Annotated in this window: 25 protein-coding genes; 11 read left to right on the top strand and 14 right to left on the bottom strand. The window is 61.2% G+C overall.

Features of this window, described 5'->3' with window-relative positions; genetic code table 11:
• Nucleotides 1-76 precede the first annotated feature (76 nt).
• The 4 genes from AB1462_RS20295 to AB1462_RS20280 form a co-directional block, all read right to left on the bottom strand.
• Entirely contained in the window at nucleotides 77-268 is a 192-nt protein-coding gene (locus AB1462_RS20295) for a PLDc N-terminal domain-containing protein (RefSeq protein WP_090406970.1), read from the bottom strand.
• Nucleotides 269-335: 67 nt separating this feature from the next.
• Entirely contained in the window at nucleotides 336-866 is a 531-nt protein-coding gene (locus tag AB1462_RS20290) for a hypothetical protein (protein WP_090406973.1), read from the bottom strand.
• A 41-nt stretch (nucleotides 867-907) separates the two neighbouring features.
• The gene (locus tag AB1462_RS20285; RefSeq protein WP_090406976.1) at nucleotides 908-1,423 is read right to left on the bottom strand and encodes an ankyrin repeat domain-containing protein; all 516 of its coding nucleotides are present in this window, start codon (nucleotides 1,421-1,423) and stop codon (nucleotides 908-910) included.
• A 96-nt stretch (nucleotides 1,424-1,519) separates the two neighbouring features.
• Entirely contained in the window at nucleotides 1,520-3,346 is a 1,827-nt protein-coding gene (locus AB1462_RS20280; RefSeq protein WP_259192052.1) for a long-chain-acyl-CoA synthetase, read from the bottom strand.
• 395 nt (nucleotides 3,347-3,741) lie between these two features.
• Here AB1462_RS20280 and AB1462_RS20275 point away from each other — a divergent pair, with 395 nt between their 5' ends.
• Complete coding sequence (locus AB1462_RS20275; protein WP_003172952.1) at nucleotides 3,742-4,020, top strand: DUF3509 domain-containing protein; 279 nt, start codon at nucleotides 3,742-3,744, stop codon at nucleotides 4,018-4,020.
• Nucleotides 4,021-4,082: 62 nt separating this feature from the next.
• On the opposite strand, the gene AB1462_RS20270 is transcribed toward AB1462_RS20275, so the two are convergent.
• From AB1462_RS20270 to aroC, 4 genes are all read right to left on the bottom strand, one after another.
• Nucleotides 4,083-4,352: a response regulator transcription factor gene (locus AB1462_RS20270; protein WP_090406982.1), complete on the bottom strand. Its 270-nt coding sequence runs from the start codon at nucleotides 4,350-4,352 to the stop codon at nucleotides 4,083-4,085.
• A gap of 209 nt (nucleotides 4,353-4,561) precedes the next feature.
• Nucleotides 4,562-5,092: an acireductone dioxygenase gene (locus AB1462_RS20265; protein WP_367247747.1), complete on the bottom strand. Its 531-nt coding sequence runs from the start codon at nucleotides 5,090-5,092 to the stop codon at nucleotides 4,562-4,564.
• A complete protein-coding gene (locus tag AB1462_RS20260; RefSeq protein ID WP_090406988.1) occupies nucleotides 5,089-6,249 on the bottom strand; it encodes an MFS transporter in 1,161 nt (386 codons plus the stop codon). Before AB1462_RS20260 ends, AB1462_RS20265 begins: the two co-directional genes overlap by 4 nt.
• A gap of 10 nt (nucleotides 6,250-6,259) precedes the next feature.
• Complete coding sequence (gene aroC / locus AB1462_RS20255; RefSeq protein ID WP_027603936.1) at nucleotides 6,260-7,351, bottom strand: chorismate synthase; 1,092 nt, start codon at nucleotides 7,349-7,351, stop codon at nucleotides 6,260-6,262.
• A 143-nt stretch (nucleotides 7,352-7,494) separates the two neighbouring features.
• On the opposite strand from aroC, the gene AB1462_RS20250 reads away from it, so the two are divergent.
• The gene (locus AB1462_RS20250) at nucleotides 7,495-8,457 is read left to right on the top strand and encodes an alpha/beta hydrolase (RefSeq protein WP_090406990.1); all 963 of its coding nucleotides are present in this window, start codon (nucleotides 7,495-7,497) and stop codon (nucleotides 8,455-8,457) included.
• 99 nt (nucleotides 8,458-8,556) lie between these two features.
• On the top strand, nucleotides 8,557-9,366 hold the full coding sequence (locus AB1462_RS20245) for a hypothetical protein (RefSeq protein WP_090406992.1): 810 nt from the start codon (nucleotides 8,557-8,559) through the stop codon (nucleotides 9,364-9,366).
• A gap of 68 nt (nucleotides 9,367-9,434) precedes the next feature.
• Here AB1462_RS20245 and prmB read toward each other — a convergent pair whose 3' ends face one another.
• Entirely contained in the window at nucleotides 9,435-10,343 is a 909-nt protein-coding gene (gene prmB / locus AB1462_RS20240) for a 50S ribosomal protein L3 N(5)-glutamine methyltransferase (protein WP_259192056.1), read from the bottom strand.
• A 239-nt stretch (nucleotides 10,344-10,582) separates the two neighbouring features.
• Here prmB and AB1462_RS20235 point away from each other — a divergent pair, with 239 nt between their 5' ends.
• The 5 genes from AB1462_RS20235 (at nucleotide 10,583) to AB1462_RS20215 (ending at nucleotide 13,365) form a co-directional block, all read left to right on the top strand.
• Nucleotides 10,583-11,173 (top strand): cysteine hydrolase family protein, encoded by a 591-nt coding sequence (locus tag AB1462_RS20235; protein ID WP_090406996.1) that lies wholly within the window; start codon nucleotides 10,583-10,585, stop codon nucleotides 11,171-11,173.
• 141 nt (nucleotides 11,174-11,314) lie between these two features.
• The gene (locus tag AB1462_RS20230; RefSeq protein WP_090406999.1) at nucleotides 11,315-11,635 is read left to right on the top strand and encodes a hypothetical protein; all 321 of its coding nucleotides are present in this window, start codon (nucleotides 11,315-11,317) and stop codon (nucleotides 11,633-11,635) included.
• 75 nt (nucleotides 11,636-11,710) lie between these two features.
• Nucleotides 11,711-12,268, top strand: a complete 558-nt coding sequence (locus AB1462_RS20225; RefSeq protein WP_090407003.1) for a Smr/MutS family protein — start codon at nucleotides 11,711-11,713, stop codon at nucleotides 12,266-12,268.
• 78 nt (nucleotides 12,269-12,346) lie between these two features.
• Nucleotides 12,347-12,892, top strand: a complete 546-nt coding sequence (gene folE, locus AB1462_RS20220) for a GTP cyclohydrolase I FolE (protein ID WP_003442011.1) — start codon at nucleotides 12,347-12,349, stop codon at nucleotides 12,890-12,892.
• Between the two features lie 101 nt (nucleotides 12,893-12,993).
• Complete coding sequence (locus tag AB1462_RS20215; RefSeq protein ID WP_259192061.1) at nucleotides 12,994-13,365, top strand: glutathione S-transferase N-terminal domain-containing protein; 372 nt, start codon at nucleotides 12,994-12,996, stop codon at nucleotides 13,363-13,365.
• A gap of 49 nt (nucleotides 13,366-13,414) precedes the next feature.
• Here AB1462_RS20215 and AB1462_RS20210 read toward each other — a convergent pair whose 3' ends face one another.
• The 3 genes from AB1462_RS20210 to AB1462_RS20200 are packed head-to-tail and all read right to left on the bottom strand — an operon-like array spanning nucleotide 13,415 to nucleotide 16,351.
• Nucleotides 13,415-13,735, bottom strand: a complete 321-nt coding sequence (locus AB1462_RS20210; protein WP_259192062.1) for a hypothetical protein — start codon at nucleotides 13,733-13,735, stop codon at nucleotides 13,415-13,417.
• Nucleotides 13,732-15,057, bottom strand: a complete 1,326-nt coding sequence (locus AB1462_RS20205) for an acyclic terpene utilization AtuA family protein (protein WP_367247743.1) — start codon at nucleotides 15,055-15,057, stop codon at nucleotides 13,732-13,734. Before AB1462_RS20205 ends, AB1462_RS20210 begins: the two co-directional genes overlap by 4 nt.
• Before the next feature lies 1 nt (nucleotide 15,058).
• On the bottom strand, nucleotides 15,059-16,351 hold the full coding sequence (locus AB1462_RS20200) for a CitMHS family transporter (protein WP_016976366.1): 1,293 nt from the start codon (nucleotides 16,349-16,351) through the stop codon (nucleotides 15,059-15,061).
• A 130-nt stretch (nucleotides 16,352-16,481) separates the two neighbouring features.
• Here AB1462_RS20200 and AB1462_RS20195 point away from each other — a divergent pair, with 130 nt between their 5' ends.
• Nucleotides 16,482-17,378: a LysR family transcriptional regulator gene (locus AB1462_RS20195; RefSeq protein WP_090407015.1), complete on the top strand. Its 897-nt coding sequence runs from the start codon at nucleotides 16,482-16,484 to the stop codon at nucleotides 17,376-17,378.
• A gap of 46 nt (nucleotides 17,379-17,424) precedes the next feature.
• On the opposite strand, the gene AB1462_RS20190 is transcribed toward AB1462_RS20195, so the two are convergent.
• The gene (locus tag AB1462_RS20190; RefSeq protein ID WP_090407018.1) at nucleotides 17,425-18,027 is read right to left on the bottom strand and encodes a glutathione S-transferase family protein; all 603 of its coding nucleotides are present in this window, start codon (nucleotides 18,025-18,027) and stop codon (nucleotides 17,425-17,427) included.
• 10 nt (nucleotides 18,028-18,037) lie between these two features.
• On the bottom strand, nucleotides 18,038-19,204 hold the full coding sequence (locus AB1462_RS20185) for a PLP-dependent aminotransferase family protein (protein WP_367247741.1): 1,167 nt from the start codon (nucleotides 19,202-19,204) through the stop codon (nucleotides 18,038-18,040).
• A gap of 81 nt (nucleotides 19,205-19,285) precedes the next feature.
• Here AB1462_RS20185 and AB1462_RS20180 point away from each other — a divergent pair, with 81 nt between their 5' ends.
• On the top strand, nucleotides 19,286-19,720 hold the full coding sequence (locus tag AB1462_RS20180) for a MarR family transcriptional regulator (RefSeq protein ID WP_090407023.1): 435 nt from the start codon (nucleotides 19,286-19,288) through the stop codon (nucleotides 19,718-19,720).
• A 213-nt stretch (nucleotides 19,721-19,933) separates the two neighbouring features.
• Complete coding sequence (locus tag AB1462_RS20175; RefSeq protein WP_367247740.1) at nucleotides 19,934-21,280, top strand: NCS2 family permease; 1,347 nt, start codon at nucleotides 19,934-19,936, stop codon at nucleotides 21,278-21,280.
• The last annotated feature ends 33 nt before the right edge of the window (nucleotides 21,281-21,313 follow it).

Raw genomic sequence — 21,313 nt, 5'->3', positions numbered from 1 at the left:
GCGTTTGCGGTGTGTCGGGTACACCGCACACGCAGCCTCGCCAAGGCTCGGCAGCTGCTACGAAGAGGGTGTGGGGTCAGATCCGCACGTTACCGCGTGGCCCGGCGATGGCCCAGATGATCAGGCCCAGCAACGGCAGCAACAGGATCAACAGAATCCACAAGACCTTGGCGCCCGTGCTCGCGCCGCTTTTGAACACGTTGATGATCGCCCAGATGTCCAGCGCCAGGATGATCAACCCGATCAGGCTGTTAAAAGTGGAACCCATGGTGTCGCTCCTAAGTGAGGGCATGCCCTTGTAGGATAGCCAGCCCTGGTCGGGGTTCCGTTTTATTTCAGACGTGCACGGCGACCTTCAGCGCTTCCAGGGACGGCTCGGCCTTGATGCCGACGTCGGCGCACAACGCCAGCACGCGCGGCAGGTCATTACCGAACACCAGCACGGCCTGGATCTCGTCATCCAGCGGCTGGCTGAAATTGAGCAGCACATAGCCGCCGTCTTCCGGGCTCAGTGCACTCATCTGGATCTGGATACGGTTCAACGCGGTGAGGTCTTCAGTCTTGGCCAGTTGCTTGGGCTTGAGGTTGAACGCAACCCCAGGGCCGAAAGACGCGACGATCTGCGCAAACAGGTCGCCATAGGTATCGGCCTGGAACAGCACGGTGTCCGGCAGGCTGCCGACCACCACCCACTCCCCCAGCGGGATGGGAAAGCTGTCGTCGTAGTTGATGTCCGGGTTGGCCGTCAGGAATGCCGCCGGATCGGCGTAGGCCTGGGCGGCTTCCTCGGCGATGCGCGCCACCTCGTCTTCGCCCATGACCCCGGCGCTGATTTTGCTGATAAGTTCGACGAGGGCGGTTTTCATGGGGTGATCCTGTAGCGGACTGGTTTTTGAGGGCGCACAGCCTACACCAGTTTCTCCAGTTGCGCCGCCGTGTCCTTCGCCCCCATGGTCTGCGCCGCCGCCAGCGCAGTCGCGCCCTGAGCATCGGTGGCCTTGGGGTTGGCGCCTTGGCTGAGCAGGTAGTCGACCATGTCGACACGGTTGAACATGGCGGCCATCATCAGCGCGGTACGACCGTCGGACGAAGCGGCCTCGATCGGCGTGCCGCCTTCAATCAACGCCTTGACCACGGGCAAATTGCCCTTGAACGCGGCGCCGGCGATCGGCAGTTGGTTCTTGTCATTGGCGATCAGCGGGTCGGCCTTGAACTCCAACAGCACTTTTACCGCCTCGGCATGGCCGTGGTAGGCAGAAAGCATCAGCAAGGTGTCGCCGTTGTGGTTGCGGAAGTTGGCCGGCAAGCCTTTGGCCAGCAGCGCGGCGAGCATGGCGGCGTCGCCTTTGCGCGCCACGTCGAAGACCTGCTCGGCAAATTCGGCGGCTTCGTCTTCAGTCATTTGTTTGGCTTGGTCTGACATGTGGGGGCTCCTTGTCTGGTGCTTTATAGGCCGCCAGTGTCGCGAGGGAGTTCCCCCCTGTCATGCCCTTTTTAGCAAAAGCGGCCATAGACAGAATCAATAGCGGAACTGGCCACCCTGGATCTGCGCCAACAGTTGCCCGGTGACCGGCACATAGCAGTCCGAACCCGGCAACCAGGCATACACCGGGTCGTTGCCGGCTTTGTCCGGGTCAAAGGCTTCTTCCTTGAGCTTGACCTTCTGGTACTTAAAGGTACCGGTGGTTTCCATCTTGACCTTGATCCGCAGGAAGAGCGGCACCGCGTAGTGCGGCAACTGGCCGTGGGCGAATTGCAGCAACTCGCGCATGTCCAGTGAAGCCAGGGATTCACTCGGAGTGATGGCGACCATGCCCGCGCGGCCGTTAGTGTTTTCGATCTCGACGCCATAGGCCACCACTTCGGCGATCTGCGGGTGTTGCAGCAGGACGTTTTCGACCTCGGTGGTGGAGACGTTTTCACCTTTCCAGCGGTAGGTATCCCCGAGGCGATCCACAAACTGCGCATGACCAAAGCCGATGCTGCGCAACAAATCGCCGGTATTGAAGTAACGGTCACCTTTTTCAAACACGTCGGTGAGTACCACCCTGCGATTCTTTTCCGGGTCGGTGTAGCCGTCGAAGGGCGATTTTTCATCGATCCTGGCCAGCAACAGGCCCTGCCCGCCCGTGGGGACTTTGCGCATAAAGCCATTGCTGCCCCGCAGCGGCTCGCCGTTGTCATGGGCGTAGTCCACCAGTGCCCAGTGCTGCAGGCAGAAGCCGATGGTGTTGTCGAAATTCAATACGTTGGTAAAACCGATATTGCCGTCACTGGCCGCGTACAGCTCGCAGATATGCTCCACGCCATAACGCGCCTTGAACTGCGCCCACACGCCGGGACGCAGGCCATTGCCGACCATCTTGGTCACGCGGTTATCGCGGTCGTGGTCGCCGGGTGGCTGGTCGAGCAAGTAACGACACAATTCACCGACATAGCCGAGAGTGGTCGCCTTGAATCTGCGCGCATCGTCCCAGAACTGGCTGGCGCTGAACTTGCGGCGAATGGCGAAGCCCGACGCCCCTACAATCGCCGAGCCCCAGCACACACAGAGCCCGGTGGCGTGGTACAGCGGCAAGGTGCAATACAGGACGTCGTCCGGGCCCATGTCCAGCGCGATGCTGCCGAAGCTGACGGCGGTTTTGGTCCAGCGGCCATGTTTCATGATCCCGGCCTTGGGCAGGCCGGTGGTGCCGGAGGTGTAGATATAGAAGCAAGGATCGTTGAAGAAGATCTGCGCGGTGCTGGCCGGGTTGTCCACCGGGCATTCGGCGCTCGCCGCCAACAGGTCGAGATAACCCTGCGGCACTCCGCTGGACGGCTGATCGGCAACGAACCAGGTTCGATCAGCCGCGATGGCCACCTGATCGCGCACCGCGTCATAGGGGGCGACCAATTCCGCACCGACAATAATGGCTACCGGGCTCACCAGGTTCAGGCTGTGCACCAGCGCCGCCTGGGTTTGCGCGGTATTGAGCATTGCGCAGATGCCCCCCAGCTTGGCCACGGCCAGCACGTTCAAGAGTAATTCGGGGCGATTTTCGATAAACAGCGCCACCACGTCACCCTTGCCGATGCCTTGGGCTTGCAAGTGATGGGCAATACGGTTGGCGCGCTGGTTGGCGTCGATGTAGCTGAGCACCTGGTCGCCGTACAGCAACGCATTGCCGTCGGGGTTGCGCAAGGTGGCTTGCTCAAAGTGCCAGCCCAACCCGCAAGGCTGCGCGGGGTCGGTGACATTGGCGGCTCGCATGCCGCGCACTACGCGAGGCAAGGCACGGACGATGGCCGGCACCTTACTCAGCAGCTTGCCCCAGGTAATCATGTCGTTGTGCGGGTGGCTCATGGAGGAACGTCCTTTTTCTTATTCTTCGTCTGATCCAAAAGCACCGATACCTCCGTAAGCGGAAGGCCGAATGCATTGCAGGAAAATACGTCAGCCGTTCTTCGGCTGTACACGCGGGATTTGAAAAGTTTTGTATCCCAACCGGCATGCTCTCAAAAAAGGAATTTAGCTGAGCAAAAACAGTCTTTAGGGATATCGGGGCGTCCATCCCACTGCGTTGAGTAGCGCAAAATGCAGGATGCATGATGGCCATTCATGCAAATTGCACGAAACCGAAAATCTACGAATTTCTCAACTCATTGATTTACAAGAATATTTATATAAATCCTGAGCTGGCACAATCACTGCACCTATCACTCCATGCTTGCCAACTTGAGCCAACGGAGCTGATAGACATGAGCCTGATCCAAGATAAATTCGCTTCAGTATTCTCCAACTACGACGTCACCACTCAGCCACGCCCTGACGGCGGCATCCTGTTGACCCTGCGCAACAGTGAAGGCAAACAGGTCAAGCGTTCGATCTCTTACCAGCAGTTGCACACCGCCGATCAATTGACCTGGGTGATCAGCGCGATTCGCCGCGACCTGGCTGAACAAGCCAGTGAACTGCCGCAAATTTCGATGTTGCAAAGCCAGAACCGCTTTGCCCTGCCGACCTATCACTCGGCGTAAATACCGCAGGCAAAAAAAGGCCGCGGCGCTCAACAGCGTCGCGGCCTTTTTATGTCTGCGTGTCACCACAGCCCTTGGCGCGCCGCCTCATTCATCGCCTGCACACGGTTAGTGACTTCCAATTTGCCGTAGATATTGCGCAGGTGAAATTTGACCGTGGCTTCGGACGTGGCACGAATCTGGCTGATTTCCCAGACAGTCTTGCCCTCCGAGGCCCAGCGTAAGATCTCCAATTCCGCTGGGGTCAAGGGCTTACCGGACAGGCTTAGGCGTCTCCTGACGGCATTGGGTACGAAACACGGCGGCGGACACGACTCCTCTGGGCCACTCATTACATCTCTCCTTTTATTGGCTGATGCCCTACCACCATTCGGATTTCTCCTATTGACAGGCGGTACAAACACTGGCGCCGCAGAGAGTTACATAACGAATGGTTTCAGTGCGCACTGTCCTGGATAAACAGCCAAGCCCTACGCGTAACTAAGCTTCTTCCCACAACAACTTCCAACTCGCCGGGGTTGAAGGTTTCAATTATCTGAGTTCAATCGTCCAACCCTGGGAAATGGCTGGCAACATCGTCGCCGGTGAACGCCGGCACACACCCCTGCACGGTGTTGAACAAGTGCAGCATGACCAGGTGGGGGTTCTCGCCCATATCAAACCAGTGCGCGATGCCAGCCGGAATCACCAGCAGGTCGTTTTTCTCACAACGCACAGCGTACACATAGTCGCCAATGTGCAGCGAGAACAGGCCTTGGCCGGCGATGAAAAAACGCGCGTCGTCTTCGCTATAACGGCGCTCATCGAGGAACCGGGCACGCAATTGGGCTTTCTGCGGGTGCTCGCTCGTGACACTCAACACCGCCACCGCACCGTAGCCGAGTGCATCGATCTGCGGCTGATAGGCGGCAATCATTTCAGCGTCGCTGGCGCCCCTCTCGATCAGCCCAGGCTGCCAGCGCTCGAACCGCACACCATGCTCGGCCAGGGTGGCGGCGATGTCGTCGACATGGGTCAGGACCTTGTTCGGGGTATCCGGTGAAGCGACGGGGTAGACGGCGACATAACTCATTGAGGGGTTCCTTGGTTCTGCTCTTGCAATCGAAAACCGATGATAACGGCAGCGGCCAGGGCGGCGACGCTGGCAAGACTAAAGGTGAAGGTCGGCCCCAGCAGGTTCCAGCTGTAGCCGGAATACAGCGCGCCCAGCGCACCGCCGGTGCCGGCCAAGGCAGCGTACAGCGCCTGGCCCTGGCCTTGTTGTTTATCACCAAAGCTGCGCTGCACAAAGGCAATCGCCGCCGCGTGAAAGCTGCCGAACGTGGCAGCGTGCATGACCTGCGCCAGCAACAGCACCCACAGGAGCTCGGCAAATGAACCCAGCAGCAACCAGCGCAGCGCCGCCAGCAGGAAACTGGCCAGCAGCACCCGGCGTACCGAAAAACGCGTGAGGATGCGGCTCATGCCCAGGAACATCAGCACTTCCGCCACCACCCCCAGGGCCCACAGCATACCGATCAAACCACGGCTGTAGCCGAGGTGTTCCAGGTGCAGGGTCAGGAAGGTGTAATACGGGCCATGGCTCATTTGCATCAGCGCCACACAGACGTAAAACGCCAGTACGCCGGGACTGCGCAGTTGTTTGAGGAACCCGTCACCGGCCAGGCGATTGCCGTGGCTGGCGGGCTGCGCATTCGGCACCCACAGGCTGGCACCGATGATGCCGGCCATGATCACCACGACCACCACCGGATAAATATCCAGGCTCAGCCAGTCGAACAGGCGACCCATGATCACCACGGTGAGGATAAAACCGATGGAGCCCCACAGGCGTACCTGGCTATAGCGCGAGGTCTGGTTTTGCAGATGAGCCAGGGTGATCACTTCAAACTGCGGCAGCACCGCGTGCCAGAAGAACGCATGCAGGGCCATCACCAGGGCCAGCCAGGCGTAGGTATGGCTGACGAAGATCAACGAAAAACTCAGCAGGGTGCACACCGCGCCGAAGCGCACGATGGCCAGGCGCCGGCCGGTGTAGTCGCCCAGCCAGCCCCACAGGTTGGGGGCCACGCAGCGCATCAGCATGGGAATGGCCACCAGCTCGCCGATGCGCGCGCTGGAGAACCCCAGGTGATCGAAGTACAGCGCCAGGAACGGCGCCGTCGCCCCAAGCAGGGCGAAGTAGAACAGGTAGAAGCTGGAGAGGCGCCAGTATGGGAGGGCTGTCACCGCCGAGCCGTCACAGCTGGCCCAGCACCGGGGTACTCACGCGCACGTCGGCATTTTGCCCGCGATTGCGCAGCAAGTGATCCATCAACACGATAGCCATCATCGCTTCGGCAATCGGCGTGGCACGGATGCCCACGCAGGGGTCGTGACGGCCCTTGGTGATCACGTCCACCGGGTTGCCGTGCACATCGATCGAACGGCCCGGCGTGGTGATGCTCGACGTGGCCTTGAGTGCCAGGTGCGCAACAATCGGCTGGCCGGAGGAAATACCGCCGAGGATGCCGCCCGCGTTGTTGCTGAGGAAGCCTTCCGGCGTCAGTTCATCGCGGTGTTCGGTGCCGCGCTGGGAGACGCAGGCGAAACCGGCGCCGATTTCCACGCCTTTCACCGCATTGATGCTCATCAGCGCGTGGGCCAGTTCGGCGTCAAGGCGGTCGAAGATCGGCTCACCCAAGCCCGGCTTGACGCCTTCGGCCACCACGGTGATCTTGGCGCCGACCGAATCCTGGTCGCGGCGCAACTGGTCCATATAGGCTTCCAGCTCCGGGACCTTGTCGGGGTCAGGGCAGAAAAAGGCGTTATCTTCCACGCTGTCCCAGGTCTTGAACGGGATTTCGATCGGGCCCAACTGGCTCATGTAGCCACGGATGACGATGCCCTGGGTCGCCAGGTATTTCTTGGCGATGGCCCCGGCCGCCACGCGCATCGCGGTCTCGCGGGCCGAGCTGCGGCCGCCGCCACGGTAGTCGCGTTCGCCGTATTTGTGGTGGTAGGTGTAGTCGGCGTGGGCCGGGCGGAACAGATCCTTGATCGCCGAGTAGTCCTTGGACTTCTGGTCGGTGTTACGAATCAACAGGCCGATGGCGCACCCGGTGGTGCGACCTTCGAACACCCCGGAGAGGATCTCGACTTCGTCGGGCTCCTGGCGCTGGGTAGTGTGACGGCTGGTGCCGGGCTTGCGGCGGTCGAGGTCACGCTGCAGGTCTTCCAGGGACAGCTCGAGGCCGGGCGGGCAGCCGTCGACAATGGCGACCAACGCCGGGCCATGGCTTTCGCCCGCGGTGGTGACAGTGAACAGCTTGCCGAAGGTATTGCCGGACATGCAGGGCGCTCCGTGAAATCAGTTGAATCAAGTCAACCGTAATAACTTAAGGCGGCCAGTATACGCAGGCTAACCGACTAGTTCATCCTCGAAACCTTACCGGTAGACCTTGGTCCAACCGGCACCCTCCTGATGATGGCGCGATGATGCTGCGAGTTCTTCTGTTTACCCTGACCCTGTTTACCGCCGTGGCCCATGCCGCCTCCCCTGTCGTCCTGCAACGCCCGATCAGCCTGGACACCGGCAGCGGCGAGCTGTTCGGTTCGCTGTTGCTGCCCCAGTCCGACAAACCAGTGCCCGTGGTGTTGATCATCGCCGGCTCCGGCCCCACCGACCGCAACGGCAACAGCGCCGACGGCGCACGCAATGACAGCCTCAAGCGCCTGGCCTGGGTGCTGGCCCGGCACAACATCGCCAGCGTGCGCTACGACAAGCGCGGTGTGGCCGCCAGCCTGGCCGCCACGCCCGACGAACGCAACCTGACCCTCGATGCCTACGTGGCCGATGCGGTGGCCTGGGGCAAATTGCTCAAGGCCGACAAACGCATGGGCCCGCTGATCGTGCTGGGCCACAGCGAAGGCGCGCTGGTGGCCGCACTGGCCGCACCACAGCTCGACCCGGCCGGGGTGATCTCCCTGTCCGGCAGCGCCCGCCCGGTCGATCAGGTAATCCGCCAGCAACTGGCCGATCACCTGCCTCCTGCCCTGCTGCTGCGCAGCAATGAAATCCTTGATCACCTCAAGGCCGGCCAGGTGGATGCCGACGTGCCTGGACCATTGGAGGGCATTTTCCGACCCAGCGTGCAGCCTTATCTGATCAGCCTGTTTCGCGTCGACCCTTCAGCGGCCTTTGCGAAACTGCGCATGCCGGCGTTGATCATCCAGGGCACCAACGATATTCAGGTAGGTGTCGGCGACGCTCAGCAACTTAAAAGGGCCAAGCCCGATGCCGAGCTGACGGTGATCGAAGGCATGAACCACGTGATGCGCATCGTGCCCAACGACGTAAAGCAACAATTGGCCTCCTACAATGCCCCACAATTGCCTCTGGCCGCTGAGTTGGGCAGCCGGCTGGTGCGTTTTATCGACGGACTTCAACCCCGTTAACCGACAATTTGCCTCCAGTCCTGCAGAAAGCGGCCGATAAGCCCAGAGTCGACAGCAAAAAGACTGCCGACTTGCAGGGCTTGGACAGGATCACACCGCATGACAACCACTGAAGCAACACCGGAACCGACCGCCGACACCCCGGCTGAAAAAACCGAGGCCATCGACACGGCGGCTCCCCTGCCGTGGGCGGACGTTCAGGCCGAGCATTTCAAGATGCTGCGCCTGGCCCCGCTGGCCACCGACCGTGCCACCGGCCTGCGGCCGCTACGGTTCGTGCAATTCGGCTATGCCGAGCGTCATGACAAACACCACAGCCTGTTGCGCATGGTCATCCAGTTGCCGGGGCAGCGGGTTCGCCGTGAGCAGAACCATCTGGACATCTGGGTGGATCACGATAAACACCGCGTGCACTTCGGCCCAGGCAACAGCCTGGAAATCGAACCGGCCAACCGTGGCCTCGGTCGCTTCCTGGTGGCCCAAGCCGCTGCGTGGGCGAAAAAGAAATGGTCGCACTACCGCGTCGACGGTGTGGACCTGGCCAACAAGGATGCACTCAACGAAGCCACACGCCTGCGCCGCGATCACTTCCTGCGCGTCCAGGGTTTCGACGTGGCCTACGCCGATGTGCAGCACCTCAAAGGCAACGTGCAGCCTGGCAAGGTCAGCGGCGTGCTGGATAGCTGGAACACCGAGAAGGTGCAGTTCGTGGAGATCCTTGAAGCCGCGCAGATGCTGCAACAGGCCGAGCACAACCTGCTGGAGCAGGAAGTGAAGCTGCGCAAGGAAGAAGAAAAGGTCACCAAGTTCAAGCGTGAGGACAGCGGGTTGCGGTTTACCATCACCTGCCTGGTGGCGTTTACCGTGTTTCAGGCGGGGTTGTTGATCTGGATTGCCACGCACCGGTAGCCGGCTGGAATGCAATCAAAATGTGGGAGGTGGTAAGCCCCCTCCCATATTTTCTACTGTAAGGCTGGTTAAACCCGAGCGGCGAAGATTGCCTGATGTTCCCGGCACTGCTCAGCCGTGAGCATGAACACCCCATGCCCACCCCGCTGGAATTCCAGCCAGGCGAAGTCGACTTCAGGGTACAGCGCGCCAACATGTACCTGGCTGTTGCCCACCTCAACGATCAGCAAACCTTTCTCGGTCAGGTGGTCCGCCGCCTCAGCCAGCATGCGCCGCACCAGGTTCAAGCCATCGTCGCCGCAGGCCAGGCCCAGTTCCGGCTCGTGCTGGTATTCGTCCGGCATATCGGCAAAGTCTTCGGCATCCACGTACGGCGGGTTGGACACGATCAGGTCAAACCGCTGGCCCGGCAGGCCATCGAAGCCGTCGCCCTGTACGGTGTACACACGTTCGTCGACACCATGGCGCTCAATGTTCTGGTTGGCCACTTCCAGGGCTTCGAAGGACAAGTCGCCGAGTACCACTTCGGCGTCCTGGAACTCGTAGGCGCAGGCAATGCCGATGCAGCCGGAGCCGGTGCACAGGTCGAGGATGCGCGCCGGCGGCTGGGCCAGCCACGGCTCGAAGCGGTTTTCGATCAACTCACCGATGGGTGAACGCGGGATCAGCACGCGCTCGTCAACGATAAACGACATGCCGCAGAACCACGCTTCCTTCAACAGGTACGCCGTCGGCACCCGCTCATGAATACGGCGATGCAACAAACGCTGTACGTGAGAGATTTCCTCTTCTTCCAAGTTGCAATCTAGGTAGCTGTCGGCAATTTCCCACGGCAGGTGCAAGGCGCCAAGCACCAATTGCCGGGCTTCGTCCCAGGCATTGTCGGTGCCATGGCCAAAAAACAGGTCTTCCCCATGGAAACGGCTGACAGCCCAACGGATGTGGTCGCGCAAAGTGCGCAGGCGGGATGTGATCACGGGGGCAGACTCCTGGAAAAAACGACTGGCGATTCTAACAGCCTTCGCCTGTACCGACGATGTACGAAAACCTGTCGCCGTACGTCGGATTTCATTCAAATCGCCATCATTCGGTTAAACATCGCCGCCACTTGACATGGCTGCACGCCAGCAACGGCGTACCTTACGATAGTAGCGATTCACAGAACCGCTCAGCCAGTGGACAATGGCGCAAAAGCCCCCCTCACAGGAGCCCCAGAATGTCCGTTCCAAAGACGATGTTTCAACTCAGCGGTCGTGGTTACGCAGCTGCCAACCTTAGCCATGCGACCCTCGTGATCATCGACGCCCAGAAGGAATACCTCAACGGTCCACTCGCCCTCTCGGGCATGGACGCAGCGGTCGGCAATATCAAGCAACTGGTCGCCGCCGCACGCAACGCCGGGCGCCCGATCGTGCACGTGCGCCACCTGGGCACAGTGGGCGGCCTGTTTGACCCGCAGGGCGAGCGCGGTGAATTCATCCCCGGCCTCGAGCCTGAAGGTGACGAAACCATCATCGGCAAGCTGCTGCCCAGCGCCTTCCACGGCACCGGCCTGGAAAAACACCTGCAAGACCTCGGCTCCCTCGACCTGATCGTCTGCGGTTTCATGAGCCACTCCAGCGTCAGCACCACCGTGCGCGCGGCCAAGAACCTGGGCTTTCGCTGCACCCTGGTGGAAGACGCCTGCGCCACCCGCGACCTGCCTTACAAGGGCGGCATCCTGAGCGCCGAGCATGTGCAGCAGACCGAAATGGCCATCATGGCCGATAACTTCGCCACCCTTGCCCTGACCAAAGACCTGATCTGATCGTCCGTCTGATGAGCGGCACGGCGTGTTTATGTCTCCGCTCATCCGCAAATGCCTGTCATTTGCTGCAATTACCTCTGGCACAGGAACAACCTGTGTAACTTCCGGTCGAAGGGCCGATACCCTGGAGGAAAGGTCGGAATGAAGATATCCGATGGTTTTGACGCTCGTCGCTTGCGCCCCAAGGGGCCAAGCAACTGGCGTCTGCGCCTGGTGGCCGGCATGGCCGCGCTGCTGGCGATAGTAGGTTTGCTGTTGACCGGCGCTGGTGGCGCCGGTTTGTTTGGTCACTCGCCGGCCCTTGGCGAACTGAATGCCAGCCCTGGCGGTTCGGCCATCCTGGCGGTGGTCGGACTGTTGGTGCTGTGGCTGGGTGTATGGTTGTGGCGTCGCAGCCGTCGGAAGATGCGCCAGCCGTTGTCACTGAACATCGCCTCGCACCTGATGAAAAAGCACGACTGATGGCGCTTGGATAGCGTTTCCTACGCCCTGGCCGCCGCGATTTAGGTAAACTGCCCGCCCTTCGCGGAGGCTGACATGCAAGACGACGATTTTTCCCTGTTCAAGAACGAGCTGCGCGGCGTCAAGCCGATCAAGCACGACCGCGCCGACACTGGCAAACCCAAGGCCGACCGGGCGCAGATCGCCAAGTTGCGCCAGGCCGCGACCGTACGCACCGACGCCACCACCGTGGATGGCCTGTCGGACCAGTTCGTCATCGACGTCGGCCCTGAAGACGAACTGATGTGGGCCCGCGACGGCGTGCAGGAAAGCCAGATGCGCAAGCTCAAGGTTGGCCAGATCCCGTTCGAAGGCAGCCTCGACCTGCACGGCATGAACGTGGAAAAAGCCCGGGAAACCCTGTGGGCCTTCCTCGCCGAAGCCACCAAGTTCGAAATCCGCTGCGTGCGCGTCACCCACGGCAAGGCCGTGCGGCTGGATGGCAAGAAGCCCATGATCAAGAGTCACGTCAACACCTGGCTGCGCCAGCATGCCCAGGTGCTCGGCTTTACCTCGTGCCAGGCCCGTCACGGTGGGGCGGGTGCGGTGTATGTGATGCTCAAGCGCACGATGCTGGAAGGGCGCGACGAGTAACAAGTGCCATCGTCAGGCTTGCAGCGATGTGTCGGCCACCGTAACCTTGCGCTTTGCGAAAATCCCACAGGTAGTTTCATGTCCCTGGAACAGAATTACACCGCGATCCTCGGCCAACTCGGCGAGGACGTCTCCCGCGAGGGCCTGCTTGACACGCCTAAGCGTGCCGCCAAGGCGATGCAGTACCTTTGCCGCGGCTATGAACAGACACTCGAAGAAGTCACCAACGGTGCCTTGTTCAGCTCCGACAACAGCGAAATGGTGCTGGTCAAGGACATCGAGCTGTACTCGTTGTGCGAGCACCACCTGCTGCCGTTTATCGGCAAGGCGCATGTGGCGTATATCCCGAGTGGCAAAGTGCTGGGCCTGTCGAAGGTCGCGCGGATTGTCGACATGTATGCGCGCCGCCTGCAGATCCAGGAAAACCTCAGCCGCCAGATCGCCGATGCCGTGATGCAAGTGACCGGCGCACTGGGCGTGGCCGTGGTGATCGAAGCCAAGCACATGTGCATGATGATGCGCGGTGTGGAGAAACAGAATTCGTCGATGATCACGTCGGTGATGCTGGGTGAGTTCCGCGAAAACGCGGCCACCCGCAGCGAATTTCTCAGCCTGATCAAGTAACAGGCTTCGTAGGAAAAGACCGGCGCTCATCGTCGGTTTTTTTTCGCCTGCAGAATTAAGGTAAGCTGCGGCCCCTTCTTCATGGGCAAGAGGTTTCAGCCATGTTCGTCAAAGCACTTCGAGTGGGCCTCGGCCACGTCATCATCGCCGGCGACTTCATTACCCGCCCGCGCAAAAAGCAGCGCCCTGCCGAACAACAGGCGCAGGTGAACGCTGCGGCCAAGGACCTGACCCTGTATCAATTCCACGCCTGCCCGTTCTGCGTGAAGACCCGCCGCACCCTGCACCGCCTGAATGTGCCGGTGGCGCTGAAGGATGCGAAGAACAACGAGCAGGACCGCCAGACCCTGCTGGAGCAAGGCGGCAAGATCAAGGTGCCGTGCCTGCGCATCGAAGAGAATGGCCAGACCACCTGGATGTATGACTCCAAAGTGATCATCGATTACCTGGACAAGCGTTTCGCGGCGGTCTGACAGACCTGCTGAGATCCAATGTGGGAGAGGGCTTGCCCCTTTCCCACATTCAGTTCGGTGTGGGCAAATCCAGCGCCAGTAATGCAGAGCCCAGGCACTTGCCATGCGCATCCAATGCCAGCGAGCGGGTTACGCCGCCGCGCAATATCCCCGGCAGTACAAAGTTCAGCGCTTGCACATTCGGCAGTTCATAGCGCCGCACGGGGGCCGCACCCGGCTCCAGCAGGCCGGCAAAAAAGGCGGCCACGCGCTCCGCGGTAAGCTGTTCACACAACAGCCGATAATCCTCGGCCCGGTAAGCAATAATCGAAATGTTCGACGTGTCGCCCTTATCGCCGGTACGGGAATGGGCCAGCGTGTGCAGTTTCATGCTTCGATCCTCGGGTTGACCGCGTCACGGGGCAGCAGCAACGACGCCACCGCCACCACCTGCCGCACGCTCTTGCTCGCACCGCCGCCGCCGGACGGGCCGTTGGTGTAGAGGGTTTCCACTTCATTGCCGACCCGCACCGCTTCGCTGCGTTCTTCACAGCGGGCAGCCACGCGCAGGCGCACTTCCCAGGGCTCTACGCTGCTGCGTGGACCGTGCAGCGAGTCCATGCCGATCAGTTCGGCGCGTAGGTCCTGCATCTTCACCCCCATCAGTTCCAAACGCTTGAGTACGACATCCCGCGCCAGCTGCGCCCGTGCGACCGCGCCGGGACCGCCGTAGGACATCTGCCCTTCGCCAATCCAGCCATCCAGATAACCAACGCTCACCTTCAACTGTTCGGGCCGTGCGCGGCCATCGGCACCTTGAGCGCGCACCCGATCAACGCCCTCCTCGGCGAACCCCACCTGGGAGAAATCGGCGGTCACGTCCGGGGTGAGGTACGCCGCGGGATCATGTACTTCGTAGATCAGTTGTTCAGTGCAGGTGCCGCGGCTGACCCGCCCCCCGGAGCCCGCAACCTTGGTGATCACGGCCTCACCGTCGGCATCGATCTCGGCCAAGGGGAAACCCAGTCGCGCCAAATCGTCCACGTCCTTGAAACCGGGGTCGGCAAAATAACCGCCGCTGACCTGCCCGGCACATTCAAGCAAGTGCCCGACCAACGTGCCGCGCCCCAGGCGCTGCCAGTCGTCCGCCGCCCAGCCGAACTCAAACATCTGCGGCGCCAGGAACAGCGACGGGTCGGCCACGCGCCCGGTGATCACCACATCGGCATCGGCGCGCAGGGCGTGCAAAATGCCATCGACGCCGAGGTAGGCATTCGCGGAAACCAGGCGCTTGCCGAGTGCCCCCACGGTCTGGCCGTTATCCAGCAATTGCTCGGGCCGCAAGGCCGCCAAAACATCATCGCCCACCACGGCCACGACCTTGAGGTGCAGGCCCAGCGCCGTGGCGATACGGCGTACTTCGACGGCCGCCGACACCGGATTGGCCGCGCCCATATTGGTGATTACCCGCAGGCGGCGGCGCCCTTCATGGCGGCCGACGTAAGGCAACACACGCTGCATGCGCTCACTGAGCAGCGGGTCATAACCACCCTGCGGGTCGCTGATTCGCGCCTGTTGCGCCAAGGCGATGGTGCGTTCGGCCAGGCACTCGAACACCAGGTAATCCAGGTCGCCCAGTTCGGCCAGTTCCACGGCAGGTTCGATGCGGTCGCCGGAATAGCCGGCGCCGGAACCGATGCGCAAGGTTTTCATCTCAAATCACTCCCAGGAGCAACGCAGTCAGGGTCATCAACACCGACGCAGCAAACAGAAAGGGGATGGTGAAGCGCTGGTGATCGGCCAATTCGATCTTGCACAGGCCCACCAGCAGGAAGGTCGCCGGGGTCAGCGGGCTGACCGGAAAACCGGTGGTGTGTACGCCCAGCAACGACGCCTGGGCCACTTGCAGCGGGTCGACGCCCAGCGCCTTGCCGACTTCGGCAATCACCGGCATCACGCCGAAATAGTAGGAGTCGGGGTCGAACAACATGCTCAGTGGCATGGAAATGAAGCCCACCACTGCCGGGATCAGCTTGCCGTGGCCCGCCGGAATCTGCGCTACCGCCACTTCGGCGATGGCCTTGAGCATGCCGGTGCCTTGCATGATGCCGGTGAACACCCCGGCGGCGAGCAGGATACTGGCCATGGTCAGGGCGGTTTTCGCATGGGCATCGATGCGGGCGCGCTGGGCGTCCACGTTCGGGTAGTTGATGCACAACGCCACCACGGTGCCGAGCATGAACATCACCACCGGATCGACCCAGCCGGCGATCATCACCACCATGACCAGCACGGTCAGGATCAGGTTGACCCAGAACAGGCGTGGGCGGCGTAGCTTGATGTCGTCGTCGCTGAGTACCCGTTGTGGCACTGCATCCACGGTGGAGCCGGCGCCCAGGCCCAGGCGTTTTTCTTCACGCCGGCCGAGCCACCAGGCGCAGGCAAAGACAAAGATCAGGCCGACGATCTGCACCGGGATCAGCGGCTGGAACAGGTCCGCCACCGGTACATGCAAAGCCGCCGAAGAGCGCAGCACCGGGCCGGTCCAGGGTAGGAAGTTTACCCCCGCCGCCATTGCGCAGACACAGGCGAGGATGCGTTTATCGATGCCCAGCCGTGTGTACAACGGCAGCATCGCCGGCACCGTTACCAGAAAGGTCACCGCGCCGGAGCCGTCCAGATGCACCAGCAGCGCGAGGGTCGCGGTACCGACCACAATCCGTGTAGGACGTGTCCCTACCGTGCGCAGGATGCGATCAATGATGGGGTCGAGCATCCCGGCATCGGTCATGATCCCGAAAAACAGGATCGCGAACACAAACATGCCCACCACAGGGGCCACGTTCTTGATGCCGGTAATGATGAAGGCACTGGTTTGCAGGCCGAACCCACCGAGCAGCGCGGCGATGATCGGCAAGGCGATCAGGGCCACCAGTGGCGAGAGGCGTTTGCTCATGACGGCAGCGAGCAGGCACAGGATGGTAATGACACCCAGGGTAGCGAGCATGGGTTACTCCAGAGCGGCCTTGGTGGCCGGTTATTGTTTTCCCTGGAGTATTGGAAGCGGGTTAGTCTTTGTAAATTGGAATGTTCAGCCAGTCATATTCGTAAAAACAAAACGCTCGAGAAAAACAACAATGAAAAATTCGATCCAGCATATTCAAGCGTTCCTGGCGGTGGCCCGTACCGGCAGCTTTACCAAGGCCGCCAATGAGCTGCATCTTTCGCCCTCGGCGCTCACCGTGCAGGTGCAACAATTGGAAGACTGGCTCGGCGTCGCCCTGCTCGACCGCAGCCCCCGCCATGTGAGCATCACCGCCGCCGGCCAGGAAGCCCGTGGCCCGATGGAAAAACTGCTGCTGGACCTGGACAACATCGTCACCGGCTCCCGCGACCTCGCGGCCTTGCGCCGTGGCGTGGTCACCATCGCGGCCCTGCCCTCGGTCTGCGCCGGCGCCCTGCCCCCGGCCCTGCGCCTGTTTCGCGAGCGTTTTGCCGGGATCGAAGTGCGTTTGCAAGACCTGGTGGCCCACCGTATTCATGCCCAGGTGCGCGCAGGCGAAGTGGATTTTGGTATTGGTGTACGGGCGCGGCTAAGCCATGGCCTGGAGTTCGTGCCGGTCCTGAATGATCGATTGTGTGCCTTTGTGCCGCTGGATCACCCCCTCGCCCACCATCGCCAATTGACCCTGGAGCAACTCGCGGACCAGCCGATCATCCTCACCGGTCGCGACAGCAGCGTGCGTGAGCAGGTGGATGCACTGTTTGATGAAACGCGGCTGACGATGAATGCCGGGATGGAGGCCAACTACATGTCGACGGTGCTGGCGTTGGTGCGCCAGGGCCTGGGGATCAGTGTGCTGCCGGAGTCGGCGGCGGACAGCCTGGCGGGGTTGAAGCGCATCGACATTGACCATCCTGGGGTGAACCGGGAGATCGGGTTGATCAGTCGCAGCGGCATGGGCCTGAGCCCGGCAGCGCAGCGTTGTTTTGACCTGTTGAACGATGAATTATCTGACACGACATCGAGCTGAATGTGGGACAGGGATTGCCCCCTTCCCACATTTTTGACCGCATCAATCAGTCGATCATCGGCACATGCTTGGGATGACTGGCCACGCGCTGCAACCACGCCTGCACCGCCGGGTAAGGCGCCAGGTCAAAACCACCTTCATGGGCCACATGGGTGTAGGCATACAGCGCAATATCGGCAATCGAATACTGGTCGCCCACCAGGTACGGCGTGGCCTGCAACTGACGTTCCATCACCCGCAGGGCCTTGTAACCGCCCTTGTGGGTGGTCTTGTATTCTTCCAGGCGATCTTCCGGCATGTTCAGGTAGAACTGGATAAACCGCGCCACCGCAATATATGGCTCGTGGCTGTACTGCTCGAAGAACTGCCATTGCAGCACTTGCGTGCGCAGGCGTGGCTCGGTGGGCAGGAATTCGCTGCCATCGGCAAGGAAGTTGAGGATCGCGTTGGACTCCCACAGGCAGGTGCCGTCTTCGAGTTCCAGCACCGGGATCTTACCGTTGGGGTTCTTGGCCAGGAACTCAGGGGTCGCGGTGTCGCCGTTGAGGATGTCGATATCCACCCATTGATACGGGATGCCCAGCAGGTTGAGCATCAATTTGACCTTGTAGCAGTTGCCCGACTTGTAATCGCCATAAACCTTGTACATGGGGCTCCCCTTATGCCGCTTGCGCGTGCTGTGCTTGACGGACCACCGCGGCCAGGCGTTTGAGCCCTTCGTCCAGGCGGGCCGGGTCGATATGGCTGAAATTGAGTCGCAGTGAGCCTAAGTGCTGGTCCGGCTCGGAAAAGAACGGTTCACCGGGCATGAACGCGACGTCCTGATCGAGCGCAGGTGCCAACAAGGTGCGGGTGTCGAGCGGCTGTTTCAAGGTCAGCCAGAAGAATAATCCGCCTTGGGGCACTTGCCAGTCGGCCAAATCGGCGAAGTGATGCGCCAGTGCAGCCTGGAACGCGTCACGGCGCCCGCGGTAAAAGCTGCGCAGTTCCTCCAGGTGCTGCTGGTATTTCTGCGTGCCGATCCACTGCATGGCCTGCCACTGGCCGACGCGATTGGTGTGCAGGTCCGCCGATTGCTTGAGCTTGAGCAAGTGCGGGAACAGGTCGGGGCTGGCAATCAGGTACCCCACGCGCAGACCGGGCAGCAAGGTCTTGGAGACCGTGCCGGTGTAGATCCAGCTGGCTTTTTTCAGGCGGCCGACGATGGGCTGCGCGCTGCCGCCATCGAACGTCAGCTCACGGTAGGGTTCGTCTTCGATCAGGGTCACGCCGAACTCATCGAGCAAGGCGGCGACGGCCTCGCGCTTGACTTCGCTGTAGCGCACGGCCGAAGGGTTCTGGAACGTCGGGATCAGGTAGATGAACGCCGGGCGATGGCGCTCGAGGTTGGCGCGCAGGCTGGTGACGTTGGGGCCGTCTGCCTCCAGTTGCACGGTGAGGCAATCGGCGCCGAACAGCTGGAAGATCTGCAGTGCGGCGAGGTAAGTCGGGCCTTCCAGCAGGATCTTGGTGCCTTTGTCGATATACAGCTTGGCCGCCAGGTCCAGGGTTTGCTGGGAACCGCTGACCACCAGCACCTGGCTGGCCTGGCACGGCACACCCAACGCGCGCGCCTCGGCGGCGAGCAGTTCACGCAGCTGCGGCTCGCCTTCGCTCATGCCGTATTGGCCGATGTTCAGCGGCATGTCATTCCAGTCCAGCGCGGGCAGCATGGCTTCGGCCGGCAGGCCACCGGCGAACGACATCACTTCCGGGCGCTGGGCGGCCGCGAGGATTTCACGGATCAAGGAGCTTTTGAGGCGCGTAACACGTTCAGAGAAGGCCATAAGGTCACCGCTAGCGAAGCCTGTGGGAAATACGTCAAACTGGTTGACCGAAATTACGACAGCTTGAGTGGATACGTCAATATGCTTGACCTTAAAAACCAAAGCAGCCAGCAACAAGCCATGGAAGCGTTTTTCTTCGGCTACCAGGCATTCACTGCCAAAGCCGACGAAATGCTCGAACGCCGAGGCCTGAGCCGAGTGCACCAGCGCATTGTGTTTTTTATCGCGCGCTACCCGGCCTTGAGCGTCAAGGAACTGCTGGAATTGCTCGGCGTGAGCAAGCAGGCGCTGAACATGCCGCTGCGCCAATTGCAGGAAATGCACCTGGTGGACAGCGTTGCGTCCGAGACCGACAAGCGCAAACGCCTGCTGGAATTGACCGAGGAAGGCCTGCGTTTCGAGCAGTCACTGCGCCGTGAACAGGTGAAGTTGTTGCAGCGCGCGTTCAGCGAAGCGGGCGAAGAAGCGGTAAACGGCTGGCTCGCAGTGAACCAGGCGCTTGCAGGCCAGCCCTGACCCCCCTGGAGTTGGCCCGCTCGCAACAAAAGCGCTCGAGCTTTGCCTTTCATCCTTTTCACGCAGAAAATAGAAAACATTATTTGCTTTCTTTGTATACAAAAGCATAATTCGCTTCGTGCGAGTTCCTGACCTATCAGTCAACAAAACCCGCCAGTACCTCACAGCGCCCCGCGCTGGACATAACAATAAAATGCTTGAGGAGTACTCGCTGTGGATAGCCGCAAATCCGAAGCCCCGACGCTGGACCTTGCACCCTCACAGAACGGCTGGCTGGAACGCCTGTTCAAACTGCGCCTGCATGGCACCACAGTGAAGACCGAGCTGCTTGCCGGCCTCACCACCTTCATCACCATGGCCTACATCATCTTCGTCAACCCCAACATCATGGCCGACGCCGGCATCGACCACGGTGCGGCGTTCGTCGCCACCTGCATCGCCGCCGCACTGGGTTGCCTGTTGATGGGCCTGTACGCGAACTGGCCGGTGGGCCTCGCGCCGGGCATGGGCCTGAACGCATTTTTTACCTACACCGTGGTCGGCACCATGGGCTACACCTGGCAGACGGCGCTCGGCGCGGTATTTATCTCGGGCGTGCTGTTCATGGGCCTGACGCTCTCGCGCGTGCGTGAATGGCTGCTCAACAGCATCCCGGTAAGCCTGCGCCATGCCATGGGCGCCGGTGTCGGCCTGTTTCTCGGGGTGATCGGCCTGAAGACCGCCGGCATCATCGTCGACAGCCCGGCCACGCTGATCAAGCTCGGTTCACTGCACGAGCCGGCGCCGCTGCTGGCGGCGGTGTGTTTCCTGCTGATTGCGATCCTCAGCTATCACCGGGTGTTCGGCGCGATCCTCATCAGCATCATTGCCGTGACCCTCGCAGGCTGGGGCCTGGGCCTGGTGCACTACAACGGGATTCTCGCCACGCCACCGAGCCTGGCACCGACCTGGATGGCGATGGATGTGAAAGGTGTGTTCAATGTCAGCATGATCAGCGTGGTATTTGCCTTCCTGTTTGTACACATGTTTGACACTGCAGGTACACTGATGGGCGTTGCGCAACGCGCCGGGCTGGTCAATGCCGATGGCAAGATCGATAACCTGTCCCGCGCCCTGAAGGCCGACAGCGCTTCGAGTGTGTTGGGTGCCATGGTCGGCGTACCGCCGGTGACCAGCTATGTGGAAAGCGCTGCGGGTGTCGCCGCCGGTGGCCGCACCGGGCTGACGGCCGTGACCGTGGGTATCCTGTTTGTGGCGGCGATGTTTTTCGCACAGCTGGCGGGCATGATCCCGGCCTATGCCACCGCGGGTGCGCTGATTTACGTGGCGATGCTGATGATGGCGAGCATGGCCCATATCAATTGGGATGAAGCCACCGACAGCATTCCGGCGATTGTCACTGCAATCATGATGCCCTTGACCTTCTCGGTCGCCGACGGCATTGCCCTGGGGTTTATCACCTACGTGGCGCTCAAGGCGGGTACGGGCAAGTACCGCGAGATTTCCGTGAGTTTGTGGGTGTTGTGCGCGATTTTCATCGCCAAGTTTATGTTCCTGTAAGCAGGAACCGGCCGAAAACCGCCTCACCCTCGG

It is taken from the genome of Pseudomonas sp. SB113 (genome assembly GCF_040754745.1).
Taxonomy (GTDB): Bacteria; Pseudomonadota; Gammaproteobacteria; order Pseudomonadales; family Pseudomonadaceae; genus Aquipseudomonas; species Aquipseudomonas grimontii.
Note: the sequence above shows the minus strand (reverse complement) of the source record. Positions and strands in the feature narration are given on the sequence as shown.